Source organism: Streptomyces sp. Y7 (genome assembly GCF_043195415.1).
Lineage (GTDB): Bacteria > Actinomycetota > Actinomycetes > Streptomycetales > Streptomycetaceae > Streptomyces.
Map to the genome: position 1 here is coordinate 189,401 of NZ_JBIDDQ010000001.1, position 12,683 is coordinate 202,083.

At 67.1% G+C, this 12,683-nt stretch carries 12 protein-coding genes and 1 pseudogene; 11 read left to right on the forward strand and 2 right to left on the reverse strand.

Annotated elements, in window-relative coordinates; translation table 11 throughout:
* Positions 1-42: 42 nt before the first annotated feature.
* A complete protein-coding gene (locus tag ACGFW6_RS00750; RefSeq protein ID WP_393502990.1) occupies positions 43-597 on the reverse strand; it encodes a DUF6328 family protein in 555 nt (184 codons plus the stop codon).
* A gap of 28 nt (positions 598-625) precedes the next feature.
* Between ACGFW6_RS00750 and ACGFW6_RS00755 the strand changes: the two genes are divergently transcribed.
* The 11 genes and pseudogenes from ACGFW6_RS00755 to ACGFW6_RS00805 all read left to right on the forward strand — a co-directional run bounded on the left by ACGFW6_RS00755 (position 626) and on the right by ACGFW6_RS00805 (position 12,121).
* Positions 626-760 (forward strand): hypothetical protein, encoded by a 135-nt coding sequence (locus tag ACGFW6_RS00755; RefSeq protein WP_393502992.1) that lies wholly within the window; start codon positions 626-628, stop codon positions 758-760.
* Between the two features lie 135 nt (positions 761-895).
* The gene (locus ACGFW6_RS00760) at positions 896-1,288 is read left to right on the forward strand and encodes a CU044_2847 family protein (RefSeq protein WP_393502994.1); all 393 of its coding nucleotides are present in this window, start codon (positions 896-898) and stop codon (positions 1,286-1,288) included.
* A gap of 80 nt (positions 1,289-1,368) precedes the next feature.
* On the forward strand, positions 1,369-3,264 hold the full coding sequence (locus ACGFW6_RS00765; RefSeq protein ID WP_393505029.1) for a trypsin-like peptidase domain-containing protein: 1,896 nt from the start codon (positions 1,369-1,371) through the stop codon (positions 3,262-3,264).
* Positions 3,261-4,292 carry an AAA family ATPase gene (locus tag ACGFW6_RS00770; RefSeq protein WP_393502996.1) on the forward strand — a complete coding sequence of 344 codons (1,032 nt, stop codon included), beginning with the start codon at positions 3,261-3,263 and terminating at the stop codon, positions 4,290-4,292. The genes ACGFW6_RS00765 and ACGFW6_RS00770 overlap by 4 nt, the downstream gene beginning before the upstream one ends.
* Positions 4,289-8,152 carry an SAV_2336 N-terminal domain-related protein gene (locus ACGFW6_RS00775; RefSeq protein WP_393502998.1) on the forward strand — a complete coding sequence of 1,288 codons (3,864 nt, stop codon included), beginning with the start codon at positions 4,289-4,291 and terminating at the stop codon, positions 8,150-8,152. Before ACGFW6_RS00770 ends, ACGFW6_RS00775 begins: the two co-directional genes overlap by 4 nt.
* Before the next feature lie 392 nt (positions 8,153-8,544).
* Positions 8,545-8,742 (forward strand): hypothetical protein, encoded by a 198-nt coding sequence (locus ACGFW6_RS00780; RefSeq protein ID WP_393503000.1) that lies wholly within the window; start codon positions 8,545-8,547, stop codon positions 8,740-8,742.
* 385 nt (positions 8,743-9,127) lie between these two features.
* Positions 9,128-9,448 (forward strand): hypothetical protein, encoded by a 321-nt coding sequence (locus tag ACGFW6_RS00785; protein ID WP_393503002.1) that lies wholly within the window; start codon positions 9,128-9,130, stop codon positions 9,446-9,448.
* A complete protein-coding gene (locus ACGFW6_RS00790; RefSeq protein ID WP_393503004.1) occupies positions 9,384-10,010 on the forward strand; it encodes a DUF6192 family protein in 627 nt (208 codons plus the stop codon). The genes ACGFW6_RS00785 and ACGFW6_RS00790 overlap by 65 nt, the downstream gene beginning before the upstream one ends.
* A 188-nt stretch (positions 10,011-10,198) precedes the next feature.
* Positions 10,199-10,432: a hypothetical protein gene (locus tag ACGFW6_RS00795; protein ID WP_393503006.1), complete on the forward strand. Its 234-nt coding sequence runs from the start codon at positions 10,199-10,201 to the stop codon at positions 10,430-10,432.
* Positions 10,433-10,458: 26 nt separating this feature from the next.
* Positions 10,459-11,388 (forward strand): annotated as a pseudogene (locus ACGFW6_RS00800) (IS5 family transposase).
* A 286-nt stretch (positions 11,389-11,674) separates the two neighbouring features.
* Positions 11,675-12,121: a hypothetical protein gene (locus ACGFW6_RS00805; protein WP_393503008.1), complete on the forward strand. Its 447-nt coding sequence runs from the start codon at positions 11,675-11,677 to the stop codon at positions 12,119-12,121.
* A 295-nt stretch (positions 12,122-12,416) separates the two neighbouring features.
* On the opposite strand, the gene ACGFW6_RS00810 is transcribed toward ACGFW6_RS00805, so the two are convergent.
* Complete coding sequence (locus ACGFW6_RS00810) at positions 12,417-12,614, reverse strand: hypothetical protein (protein WP_393503010.1); 198 nt, start codon at positions 12,612-12,614, stop codon at positions 12,417-12,419.
* Positions 12,615-12,683 lie beyond the last annotated feature (69 nt).

Consider the following 12,683-nt stretch of genomic DNA (forward strand, 5'->3'; position numbering starts at 1 on the left):
ACCCGGGTACTTCACGGGCGGAACCACCGAACTCGCCGTGCCTCATGCCTGGTCGTCCCGCGCGGAACGTCGGCGAAGCCAGGCAGGCAATCCGTACCAGCACAGGGCGAACCACAACATGACCCCGCCGACCAGAATTTCGGCGAGGAGGCTCGGCACGACGACGTGGAGGAGAAGCAGAAGCGTGCCGCCGATCGTCAACGCGAGAAGCACCATTCCGAACACCATCAGCCTGCCCGCAACCCTGACGATGTGGTCCTTCATGCGTTGCCCGGAGAGCAGTCGGTGTATGGAGACCGGTGCAATCAACGCTCCGGTTGCGGAGGCTCCGAGTATCACGGTGACCACGTACACCACGTGATCGAAGGTTTCCAACCTGTGGAAGTGCGCAGTGAACGCCACGCTCAGCAGGAAACCGAAGAGGATCTGCACGCCCGTCTGCGCGACCCTCGTCTCTTGCAGGATCTCGTTCCACCTGCGATTCAGACGTTCCCGTTCCGGTTCCTGCGATTCGGAGGTTCTTTGGTCTCTCGCCGTGTGGCAAGAGGGGCATTCGGGCTGGTGCGCGTCGGACAGCGTCTTGTCGGTCAGGCTCATGGCATCCTCCTTCTCAGGGAATACTCGGATGCCCGCGATCGGCGATTCCACGTCCCCAGAGGACAAGCTTCGTCCGCGCCACCTGCGCGATCTGCGCGATCTGCGCGATCTGCGCGATCTGCGCCATCCGCGCCATCCGCGCCATCCGCGCCATCCGCCGTGACGGGTATCGCGCCCACCTCGCGCGCACCGCTGTAGCACTTGGCGCGCGACCAGCACTGGGTCGGTGATCGGCCTGCCGACTCGACGTTCGGCTCGTACCATATGAGCTGCCACACACAGCAGTTGAGGGGGAGTCATGTCGCAGCTCGTGCGCTTGCAGATGCCGGATGATCAGGTGATCTGGGCGACGGTCGATGAGGGCGACGGGCCGAGCGACTCGGGGCTCGGCGAGAGGATCACGGAAAAGCTGGAGGGTTTCCACGAGTCCCTCCAGACCGTCGCTTCCAATGTTCGCAGTGCCGTGGCGTCGGCCCGCCCCGACCAGGCGAGTGTCGAGTTCGGTCTGGAACTGGCCGCCGGCGAAAGCGGCATCGTCGCCGCAGTGGTCGGCGGCAGCGGCAAGGCGGCGTTCAAGGTGACACTGACCTGGAACGGCCAAGGGGCGCACGACACACCGACCACCCGGGCGGTGCCACCGCAGCCGGCCCAGCCCCCGGTTGTACCCCCGGCACCACCCTCTCAGGGCTGAGGCCAACCGCTGTGCGCAGACCCTCGCCATTGTCACTCCTTCAGGAACACCTGGGCAGCTGCCGCGTGCGCGTACAGGGGGTGACACAAGGAACGGGCTTCTTCGTCGCCCCGGGCTACGTTGTGACCTGCGCCCATGTGGCGGGTGCGGGACTGGCGACTCGGGTACCCGTGTTCTGGGAGGACACGGAGTTCGAGGGAACGGTGCTGACCGCGTCGCCTCCGGCCAAGAACAGCAGGGAGTTGTGGCCGTATCCGGATCTGGCCGTCCTACAGCTCACCGACGCGCCCTCAGATCACCCGTGCGTCTGGCTGGACACCGTGCCTCCTTCGCGTGACGCGGACCTGACCGCGATCGGTTTCTCCGACATCTACGAGCCCGGCACCACGTCCGAGCGCTCTGCCGCCCTCCGCCGTGGAGGCACCACGAAGCTGCAGGGCGGCTCGATGCTGGAGTTGGTGGGCGGTGAGGTCAACAAAGGGCTGTCCGGGGGCCCGGTGCTGAACCATGAGTCCGGTGGGGTCTGTGCGATCGTCAAGGCGACCAGGCTGAGGAACACGTTTATGGGAGGCCTAGGGACTCCCGTGAGTGCGCTGAGGCTGCTGGACGCGGAGGTCTACCGCACCCTCATACGGGCACACGACGCTTTTCACGGGCAGGACGACCGGTGGTCCCGGCTGTCCGACCGCGTCGTCGGGTACGACGCGGGCCGGGCCGAAGAAGGCTTCGATGAGGAACTCAACCCCGTCGAGGTGCGGCAACTGATGGCGCTCTTCTCCCAGTTGCCGTCGGAGTCGACGGACGAGAGCCCTGCCCGCAGCCACCTCGCGGCATTCGTCGCCGCCGCCGTCGAAGGTGCGCTGCCGCCCGCGGCCTACCCGCTGCTGGACCACCGTGATGTCTTCACCGAGTTGGCGGCTCAGATGCCGCCCGAGGGCGGTCAACTTCCCTACGAGCTTGCCTTCGCCACCGATCTCGCCCGCGAGGGAGCGACAGCCGGCCCTGCGTATCAGGGCGCTGTACAGCAGTTGCGTGACCGAGTCCTGATCACGGCGGGCAGGCTCGGGCTCGGTGACACCACGCAGCGACGGCTGGCCGAGGGGCCGGGGCCGGAAGCCCAGCCCTCGATCATCGGCAGGATTCGGCATTCCATGCGCGACCGGCAGCTGTACCACGTCATGGTGTGGCGATACCGCTCGGCGAGCGACATCGATCCGGCCGCCCCGGAGTCGGAGGCGCTTCCCTTGAACCTTGCGGTCGAGCATCTTGCCGCATTACTGCCCGCACAGATCGAGATCATGGGCGGAGCCGGCTGTCCCGGTCTGATCGAGTTGATCCTCCCCAAGGAGGCACTCGACGAAGGCTTTGCCGATCTCGGGCTCTGGCCGCAGTTGCCCTGGTTCTCGCTGGGTCGCAAACAACGTGTGGTGGTCCGGCCGCTCGAGCGACACGAGGCCCCCTGGTTGCACGCTGCGTGGGCCGAACGCTGGCAGCAGCTCGACGGCAAGGCGGTCGGTGAGATGATGGCGTGCGTGTGCGGCCGGGGTGATCAGCATCAGGCCGCGCTGGACGCCTCGTTCGACAGCGACCCGACACTGGCCGCGCTCGCACTCGCCGGTTCGCCGCAGTCGCAGCCGGTCTCGGACGCGTACCAAGTGGCCGTCGCGTCCGGAGTACCGACGATGATGTGGCGGCGCGGCAGCCTGGCGTGCGAGCGTGTCGGGGGTGGCCGGTGCGGGGCACCGGGTCGCCACGCCTGCCCCGGAAACGTGTTCTTCGCCGAGCTGTGCACCACCTTGGACGATGCTCGCCGGGACGAACTGCCCGAAAGAATCCGCCGGTTGCGTATCGACGCGGAGAAGCCCCCGAAGAGGGAGGGGCATCTCGGTGACGACATCGTTCTGTTGTGGGACGACCCTCGACGCCAGATCCCCCGATCGCCTTTGGCCCCGGCCCAGGAAGGACGCTCTCGATGAGTGAGTGGCGGATCTATCAAGGTGTGCGCGAGCCGCACGACGGCATCGACCGCCTGCCGGCCCCACCACCGTGGAGGGACTTCGAGCACTCCGGTGAGGTCACGCCGTTCGACCGGAGCGCCGAGACCCACGGAGACCGACGACTCCCGAGGGCCGACGCGTACAAGGCCGAGGAAGACACCATCGAGGCGGTCAACACGGCCTTGTACCTGCGCCGCCCGCTGCTGGTGACGGGCGATCCCGGAGTCGGCAAGTCCACGTTGGCGTACGCGGTCGCCCGGGAATTGAAACTGGGCACAGTGCTGCGCTGGCCGATCAACAGCAAGACCGGACTGCGTGACGGGCTCTATCAGTACGACTCCCTGGGACGACTGGAGGACGCCGGAGTCACCCGCGCGGCCAAGGACGCCCCGACCGCCGAAAAGACGGAGAGCGGCACGGACCTGGGGCGCTACCTTCGGCTCGGGCCGCTGGGTACCGCCCTGGCGCCGTACGCGTTGCCGCGCGTCCTGCTCATCGACGAGATCGACAAGAGCGACATCGATCTGCCGAACGATCTCCTCGACGTCTTCGAGGAAGGCATGTACGAGATCCCGGAGCTCTCCAGGGTGGCCGACAAACACCCCACGGTCCGGGTCCGCCCGGCGGACGACGGTGAACCGGTCACGGTGGGGAGTGGCAAGGTACGTTGCCGGACCTTCCCCTTCGTCATCCTGACGAGCAATGGCGAGCGCGAGTTCCCGCCCGCGTTCCTTCGCCGCTGTGTCCGTCTCAATCTCCCAGCCGTCGACAGCGACGAACGGCTGCGCACGATCGTGAAGGCGCATCTCCCCACCGCAGTTGAGGACGCCGACGAAGTCATCAACAGGTTCCTCAGCCACGCCGCTTCCGGCGAGCTGGCCACCGACCAGCTTCTCAACGCCGTGTACCTGGTGAGCCGCACGACGAGTGAGGGCGCACCCAGCCTCGATCGACTCACCGACCTGGTCTTCCAACACCTCAATGTGACGGTTCCGGCGAAACCGTGATCGAGCGACTCGGCTCACTGCTGGCCGACCTGTGTCCGACGGAGCAGCCGCCCACACCTCGCGAAGTCGCCGAACTGATCTGGCTGGCACGGCACTTGCCCGAGGAGGCCGAAGGGACCGAGCCGGTCACCGGGCGGCCCGAGGAGCGCCCGGCACCGCCCGGCATGGTGGACGGCCACGGACCGGAGCCGTCAGAAACCGGCGATGACCACCGCTCCGAGTCCGAGGCCACGCGGCTGTACCTGCCCGGGCCCTCCTCGGCGGACGGAGGCGAGGAGGCGGAGGTCGAGCCGGCGACCCCGATCCGTGTCACCGGGCCGCCGACGCTGCCGCGCCGCCGCGAGCTGGGGCGTGCCCTCCGCCCGCTCAAACGGCGTGTCCCCTCCAGGGTCCGCACCGTCCTGGACGAGGACGCGAGCGTCAGCCGCATCGCCGATCACGATCACTGGATCCCGGTTCTCACACCGGCCGCGGACCGATGGCTCGACGTTCTCATCGTCCTGGACACCTACGGTGAGAGCGCCACCTTCTGGGAACCGCTCGCTCGTGAGCTGAGTACTCTGTTGCTCCAACTCGGCGCGTTCCGCGATGTCCGGCTGCACCATCTGGCTCCCCGCAGCGACGGCGATCCCGGGCTCGGAGCAGGCACAGGTGCCGCGACCTCGTCGCAGCCGCTGCGCTCGACAGGGTCGGCCGTCGATCCGACCGGCCGAACGGTGACCCTGGTCCTCACGGACGGAGTGGCACCGGCCTGGCGAACCGGCCCGATGCTTCAGGCACTGCGGAAGTGGGCGGATCACGGCCCGACGGCAATCCTCCAGACGCTTCCCGAGAACGTGTGGGAACGGACGGCACTGGCGCCCGAGCCGGGGCGCTTTCGCACCAGGGAGGCGGGCGGCCCCAACTCCCGTCTGCTCTACACCGGTTACGGGCTTCGGCCACCCGCTGTGCGGCACCACGTCCCGGTACCGGTGCTGGGGCTCACTCCGGAGTGGCTGGGTCCATGGGCACACGCGATCGCGCAACCGGCCGCGTTCGACGGAGCGGCGCTGCTGCTGCCCGCTCCCGGGGGATCTCCCTACCGCCGACTCGACGCGCCCCTGGACGTCGACGGGCTCGACCGGAGCATCACGTTCGAGGACTTCCGCGCCCAGGCGCAGCCAGATGTCTTCCGTCTCGCCGCGTATCTCGCCGCCGCCCCGCTGAATCTCGGGGTGATGCGGACCGTGCAGTCCGCGATGCTGCCGGCCAGCCCGGTGTCCGACCTCGCGGAGATCGTCTACAGCGGGCTGCTGCGCAAGGTGAACGGCGGTGGCGGGCGCCCTGACGACGCGCTGAACCAGGCATTCGAGTTCGTTCCGGGCGTACGGGAGCGCCTGCTGAGCACCATCCGCCGGGACGAGGCCGACGAGGTCATCGCCGCGGTTTCGGCATACGTGGACCGGCACACCCCGATGACCGGTGCCCGCTTCACGGCGGCTGTCCGGGATCCCGACGGAGCGCTCGCCCTGCCGCTCGGCGCGCGTCACTGGGCGGAGGTGCACCATCTCGTACGCCGACGACAAGGGCGGCGCATGACCACGGCGGACCGCGTGCCAACAGCGGCCGACCTGATGCCCGGGCCCTCGGTGCAGCGGACCGAGCACCTCTCGGTTCCTTCTGCCCCGGACCCGGGCGTGCGCCGCTTCCTGATCACCATCGGTGTCTCGCGCTACGAGGACCCGTCGCTGAGCGACCTCCCCGGCGTACGGCGGGACATCGCGCGTGTGCACGACCTTTTCGAAGGGCTCGGCTACACACACGTACTGCTCGGGCTCGCCGCCGATCCGAGGCGCGCCGAGTTGGTGCAGGGCCTGCGTGAATGGGCTGCCGACGCCTTGCTGGGGCCGACCGACGTGGTAGTCGTGTACTTCGCCGGGAGCGCATGGAATGTGCACGGGCAGTTGCGTCTGCTGGCCGCTGACAGCGTGCTGGAGGATGTGACCACCGCCTTGCTCCCCGAGGTGGCGTTCGAGGGCCTGCTCCGCAGCGAAGTCGGGCATCTGCTGTTTCTCTTGGACACGTGTTTCGGTGAACCGGGCCCGGCCGGCGACGCCTCTTCGCGGCTTTTCCGTGCCCCTCGGTCCGCGGGCGCGGTGTCAGTACTCAGCGCAACCGTCAGTTACGGATCGGAGGAAGGAAGCTGGTACACCGAGGCGCTTTCTGACGCATTGGCCGCTCTTGCGCTCGACGGCACTAGTCGCTTCATCGGTCTGAATGACGTGCGACGAAAGATGTCGGAGTTCCACGCCTCACGGGATAGCAGACAGCGCGGGCAGGTGATTCTCGCCATGTCCGACGCCTCGGCAGAGCAGCCGTTCTTCCTGAATCTGGAGCGCTACGACGTGTTCGTCTCGTATGCCCACCAGGACGGGGAATGGCCGGTCGTGTTGGCTGAGAATCTTCAGCGGCTGGGGCTCAGGGTGTGGCTCGACCAATGGGAAGTGACCCCAGGACAGAACGTGCTCGCGCGTTTGCAGGATGGGCTGGCGAGGGCCAGCGCGCTGGTGGCCGTGGTGAGTCCGAGTTGGCTCACGTCCCAGTGGGCCACCAAGGAGTTCGAGATGGCCGCGAAAGCTGCGACAGACGGTCGCATGCCGGTGATCCCGGTGCTCTGGGGGGATGTGACGACACTCCCGCCCTCGATCGCCGAACGAGTCTACGTCGATTTCCGTACGGTGACGACGCGGGATGAATACGAGGCGAAGCTCCGCGAACTGGTGCACGGCATCAGGACCTTGCAGGGGTCCGAGCCTCCGGCGGCGTCACGCGCCGCGTCGTCATGGCTCGGCAGGGCGCTGGACGACAGTCGGACCCGCGCGGGACGTCGGGACAAGTTCACACTGTTCGGCTATCCGACCGACTGCCACATCTACGAAGGCGACGGAACTCGGCCCATCAAGGAGGAGAACGTCCGCATCCACTACACCCCGGAGCGCGTGACGTTCCCCGAGGAGATCGCGGGCTGGCGGCTGGCGATCGAGGACGAGGAGCGGCGCAAGGAGGCGGCGGGCCGACCGTACAGCTGGAACTCCCGCCGCTTCGCCGTCGAGGGACTGACCGTGTCCCGCACTCGAACCAGCGAGTCGCCGATCGTCACGCTCTCGCTGCGGGACGCGGACTACTTCGACTTCCTGACCACGTCTCTCAACCTGGACCGCCCACAGACGAACGGGCTGACGCTGCGCCAGCAGTACCTGGAAAACCAGGACCCCGTCGAGGCCCCGTCGTTCATGTACTGCAGCTTCGGCGTTCACGTAACCGTGCGGACTCGCCCGGACGGCAAGATGTTGTTCTCGCACCGTAGCGCCAAGGTCGCGGGCCCGAACCGCTCGCGCTGGAACACTTCAGCGGGCGCGGGCATGGCAGTCAACGATGATCTTGGGCCCGACGCACGGATCAGCTTGCATGCCGTGGCGCGGCGCGCCCTGCGTGAGCAACTGGCGATTCAGGCGACCGACAGCCTCGACCTCGAACTTCTCGGCTTCGGCCTGGACCTGCAAAACAACCAGTGGGCCGCGTTCTTCACCGCCGAACTCCACGACTTGGACGAGCCGACCCTGCGCCGGCGCTGGGCCCGAGGCATCGAGGACAAATGGGTGCACGACGAGTACGCCTTCGTGCCCGCTGACCCCGATTCCGTGCTCTCGTTCCTGCTGAACAAGCCCGTTGACACCTGGACGCCGTGTGCCCCGGCTGTGTACTACCTGACCTTGGTCCACGCCGCAGTACGCGGCCGCAACGGCGACCCTGCCGGACGCTCTGATGTCGACGCCGCGGAGCGCCGAGTACTGAACCATGTGGCGGGGACGGACGACTGAGAAGCTGTGTCGGAACCGGTGGTCGGTGACGCTCTGTAGTCCATCTTGGAGAATGGCCGCTAGGAGGACTGTCGTCTCGTAGCCGTGTTGGGCAACGCTGAAAGTGCGGACCGGATCGGCTCAGAGTGTGCCGATGGGTGAGAGCGTGATCGGCCTGCCCGGGTGGTCCCGGCAGGCCGATCGTCGGCGAGGTGCCGGTTGGGTTGGCAAGGTGTCGGACTGTGACGCCGTGGGAGTGCCAAGATCGTGACAGGCATTGATCAGTAGACCAAGAGAGGTCGGGTTCAGTTATGTCCCGATGGATAGTGCTTGTCACCCCCGTTGGCGGGGTCGCCGCTGAAGCGTCCAGCGTTCGCACTCTGGCCGAATTTGACGGCAGTGTGGAGGAAGCGATGACGGAGTTCACCAAGAGTGTGGACACCTATGACCATGACGTCACGAAGGTCAAGCGACGCGAGGTGTTCAGGTGCTCGGACCGATCCTACTTCGTTCGGGTCAGCGGGCGCCTCTCTGAGTTTGAGTTCTTCTTCCAGCTTGCCGAGCTGGTGGCCGATACGAAGTCCTCTGATCTTCCTGACACGATCAGCTAGCAGGGGCGTTGACTCTTGTGACCCCGACGACCCGATCTTGAGCGGCTGCAAGAAGGAGAACGCACTCGTGGCCGGATGCCAACTGACGGATCGCACCTCCTAACAGGCCCCTGGAACCCAAGACTTGTGCCGGGCCCGGACGGCAGAGTCGTTCAGCTGTGTTTCCGGTACGGCCGGCGTTCGAGCGGGAGCGGGATGACTCACACGTGAAGCAGGGTATTTTCGGTCGTTTGTGGTGACCTTGGGGCGGCCGATGGAGCCTCGGGCATGCGCGGGCCAGAGTCGGGCGTGGCCGGTGAAGTGCCGGCCTGTCTGGCCCGCCCGGGGAGTGCGTGTCGTGGTCCAGACTGTCGGCAGTGTGCCGTGTGAACGTTTCGATGATCTGGTGGACCGGTCGGTTCAGCTGGTCCGGGTGATGACGGGCTGCCAGTTCGCGCTGGGAGACATCGCGCTGGAGATCGCTCCGTTGCGTACGCACGGCGGGAACATGGCGCTGGGCGAGGGCGAGGAGTTGGGAGTGGCGGACTCGTTACGCCTGTTCGCCGAGGAGATAGGACTGTCCTTCCATACGGTGCGCACGTATCGGTGGGTGGCCGCGCGGTGGCCGAAGGACCAGCGCCAGGAGTCCCGTCTCGTTCGAGGTGCACCGGATCCTGGCGTCGGCGCCGGACGCGTACGAGCTGATCCAGCACCCGCCGACCAGTGAGCGGACGGGCCGCTGCGAGTGGAGCGGGGACGCGGCGAAGCGGGCGGCGGGCTGGTCGACCGCGACACCCGTGACGGTGGAGGAGAAAGTCGAGGCCATCCGGGACCTCGCGCAGGACGAGCGGGTGGCCGCCCAGGCCGCGTGCGATCTGCTGCACCGGCCGGAGGTGGCCTTTAGGGCCATGCGGGACCGGCAGGCCCGTGAGCAGGTCAACCAGGCCCAGTTCGACCAGGCCGACCTCGCCGACGAGGGCGACGAGGAGGAGTGGTGGGAGGAGAACGACGCTGAGGAGGACGGTGTCGTCGATCCGGTCGCGATCGTGCGCGGTTTCCGCCGGGCCATGGAGTTCACCGACTTGATCGGCGTCTGCCAGAGCTTCGTGGCCGGAGCGAGCCGGCTGGTGCCGAAGCTGCGCGGCCGGGAGTTTTCCGAGTCCCAACTCGCCCTGGTCACACGGCAGGTGGAGAAGATCCGGGCCACAGCGGACTGGATCGAGACCGCGGTGGCCACCGGCAAGGTGGACCTGGACGAAGCCCTGGCCGAGCTCCTGCGGGGCCAGTAGCCATGAAACGGCGGGCGGGGCATCCCGCTCATGTTCATGCCGAAGCGATACGCAAAGCTCTGGAAGAGGCACGGCCCGCAGGGCTGCACTCGAAACAGCTGGCCAAAGCCACCAAACGGAGTCCGGCACAGGTCTGGACGGGTATCCGCTTCCTGCGCAGGAACGCGGTCAAGGACGGGCTACCACCGGTGACCCACAGCCGCCGCGACGGGTTCCAGCTGTCCGAGGACCCCGAGGTGTGGATCGCCTACGAACAGGCAGTCTTTGACGCCGAGTTGCACCGGATGACGAACTTCATCGAGGGGATCGTCGCCCCGCACACCAGACGCACCCCGAAGGACGAGTGGGCCCGCCTGATCCTGGACCAGCTCGGAGGCATCAGAGCCACCCTCGAAGTCCTCTCCCGCATGGAACGACCATGACCTGCATCCACACCGAGCAAGGCACCGTGCGCGAGCGGCACTACCCCAGCGACACCACGGACGCCGAATGGGCTGTCCTCGAACCGCTGCTGCCCGTCCCGGCCTGCGAGCTGCCCACGGGCGGGCGCCCGGAAGCCCATCCGCGCCGGAACGTCGTCGACGCCATCCGCTACGTCAACGACAACGGCGTGAAGTGGAGGGCCGTTCCGGTCGACTTCGGCATCCCCTGGCGCACCGTCTACGGATTCTTTCAGCGGTGGCGGGCGAGCGGGGACCTGGCCCGCATCCACGCTGAGCTGCACGAAAAGGTCCGCGTCCACGACGGAATCAACCCCCGCACCGTCGCGGTGATCCTGGACTCCCAGTCCGTCAAGGGCGCCGAGACAGTGGGCCAGGACACCCGCGGCTTCGACGGCGGCAAGTTGATCAACGGGAGGAAGCGGCACCTGGCCGTGGACATGCGCGGCATGCCCCTGGCCGTCATGGTCACCCCGGCGTCGCCGCACGACAGCGTCCCGGCCCGCGACCAGCTCTTCCGCCTGCGCCTGACCCATCCCGAACTCACCGTCGCCTGGGCGGACTCCGCCTACGGCGGAACCCTCGTCGACTGATCCCGCTCCTTCCTCGGCATCACCCTCAAGGCGGTGCCCCGCCGAAAAGCCCAGGACGGCTTCGCCGTCCTCGCCAAGCGGTGGCGAGTCGAGCGGGCCATCTCGTGGATCATGAGAGCCAGGAGAAACGTCCGGGACTACGAGCGGCTCATCTCCCACAGCGAGGCCCACCTCACCTGGACCTTCATCACCCTCATGGTCCGCCGCCTCACCCGGCCTCCCCGCCCACCCCGCTCGTCGCCGCACCCTGTCGAGCCGGTGACAGCCGCCGGCAAGCCCACGCCCATCCGCCTCCGGACGCAGCAGCCACAGACGATCCGCCTTGCTCGCACCGCCTTGCGCTGACCTCGGGCACCCCCTCCTCGGAGCCTCCATGAGTCTGGGGGCGGGCGGTTATCGACGGATTCTCCAGAGTCGACTGCCGCTTCGGCATCTTCCAGGAGCTGGAGAGCCTCAGTGCACAGCTCGCCCCGGGCAGAGCGTTCCTCCGGGAGGTACCGACCAACTGATCGGGCGCCAGAGCCGCGGTCAGGGCTTCCAACTGGGTGCGAGAGCAGACCAGTTACTTCATCGCTAAGACGCGGTTCAATTTTGGTGCAGCACGATGAGAGCGGCTGGCACAGTGATCGGTATGGATCTCTCTCCCACCACTGTGCTCGTCTTTGACCAGGACGAAGATCTGATCGTCTTCGAGTCCTTCGTTCATGCCACGAACTACCTTGAGGCGATTGACGTATCCGAGGGTGAGTACACGGCGGCATACTCACCGGAGGGTCGCCTGCTGGCACTGACTGCTCCCGAAGGCCCGCAAGGCCCGGTCGTTCTGACCACGACCGACAGAAGCGACCTGGCCGATTTGGAGCGGAGAGTGGCCCGCTACTGGCAACGTCACCAGATAGGCCAGCCCTCGCGCGACCCGCTGCAGACAGCCCGCTTCTTGATTGACAGGGACAACCAGCCCTGCACGGGATGGCTGAGCCGGGTCACTGACCGCCTGCTGAGACGCAACAGGCCTGAGGACGAGCCGACGTCACCGCCTCACGATCGTTCCATCGGGCCAGGCGGCGGTGAGCGATGAGGGCTGCGGCGATGCGGACGAAGGCGAGGAAGTGTTCGGCCTTGCGTCCATAGTGGCGGTGCAGGAGTCGGTATCCGGCCAGCCAGGACGCCCAGGTCACCGGCGACCTGGGTACGGAACGTCACGGATCACCGGTTCCGACACAGCTTCTGAGCCCCGCTGGCCATCGAGGACCGGCCCACTCTCCGTATGCCCAGCCCATGTACATGACCTGGTGTTGCTTCGCCTATGCGGCGCCGACGGAAAGGTAGATGTGCTGGCGAATCGACCTGAACCGCCGCACATCCAGTGGTGTCTACAGACCCAGGTCGACGGCGAGGCACGAATAGAACTTCCACGAGCCTTCGGGGTCGTAGGCTCCCTGCGCCGCGTCGGCTGAAGTGGGATCAACCGCTTCGGTCATGCCCTCGAAACGGATGCGCTCGGGAAGCTTTCCGAATCGCGCGTGCCGTACCGCGGCTTCGGCGGCTTCCGTGGTCAGCCCTTTGTTCATAGCAGTGCTCCACTTCGTCAATCGTGGATGGCGTCCGACTTGTCGCCTTGGACGACCCCTAGCATGACC

Bases quoted from the DNA above. Each gene is read 5' to 3' on its own strand.
- ACGFW6_RS00755 (WP_393502992.1), top strand. From the start codon at position 626: ATGCCCGCGATCGGCGATTCCACGTCCCCAGAGGACAAGCTTCGTCCG.
- ACGFW6_RS00805 (WP_393503008.1), top strand. From the start codon at position 11,675: ATGGATCTCTCTCCCACCACTGTGCTCGTCTTTGACCAGGACGAAGAT.
- ACGFW6_RS00810 (WP_393503010.1), bottom strand. From the start codon at position 12,614: ATGAACAAAGGGCTGACCACGGAAGCCGCCGAAGCCGCGGTACGGCAC.
- ACGFW6_RS00760 (WP_393502994.1), top strand. From the start codon at position 896: ATGTCGCAGCTCGTGCGCTTGCAGATGCCGGATGATCAGGTGATCTGG.
- ACGFW6_RS00750 (WP_393502990.1), bottom strand. From the start codon at position 597: ATGAGCCTGACCGACAAGACGCTGTCCGACGCGCACCAGCCCGAATGC.
- ACGFW6_RS00780 (WP_393503000.1), top strand. From the start codon at position 8,545: ATGACGGAGTTCACCAAGAGTGTGGACACCTATGACCATGACGTCACG.
- ACGFW6_RS00770 (WP_393502996.1), top strand. From the start codon at position 3,261: ATGAGTGAGTGGCGGATCTATCAAGGTGTGCGCGAGCCGCACGACGGC.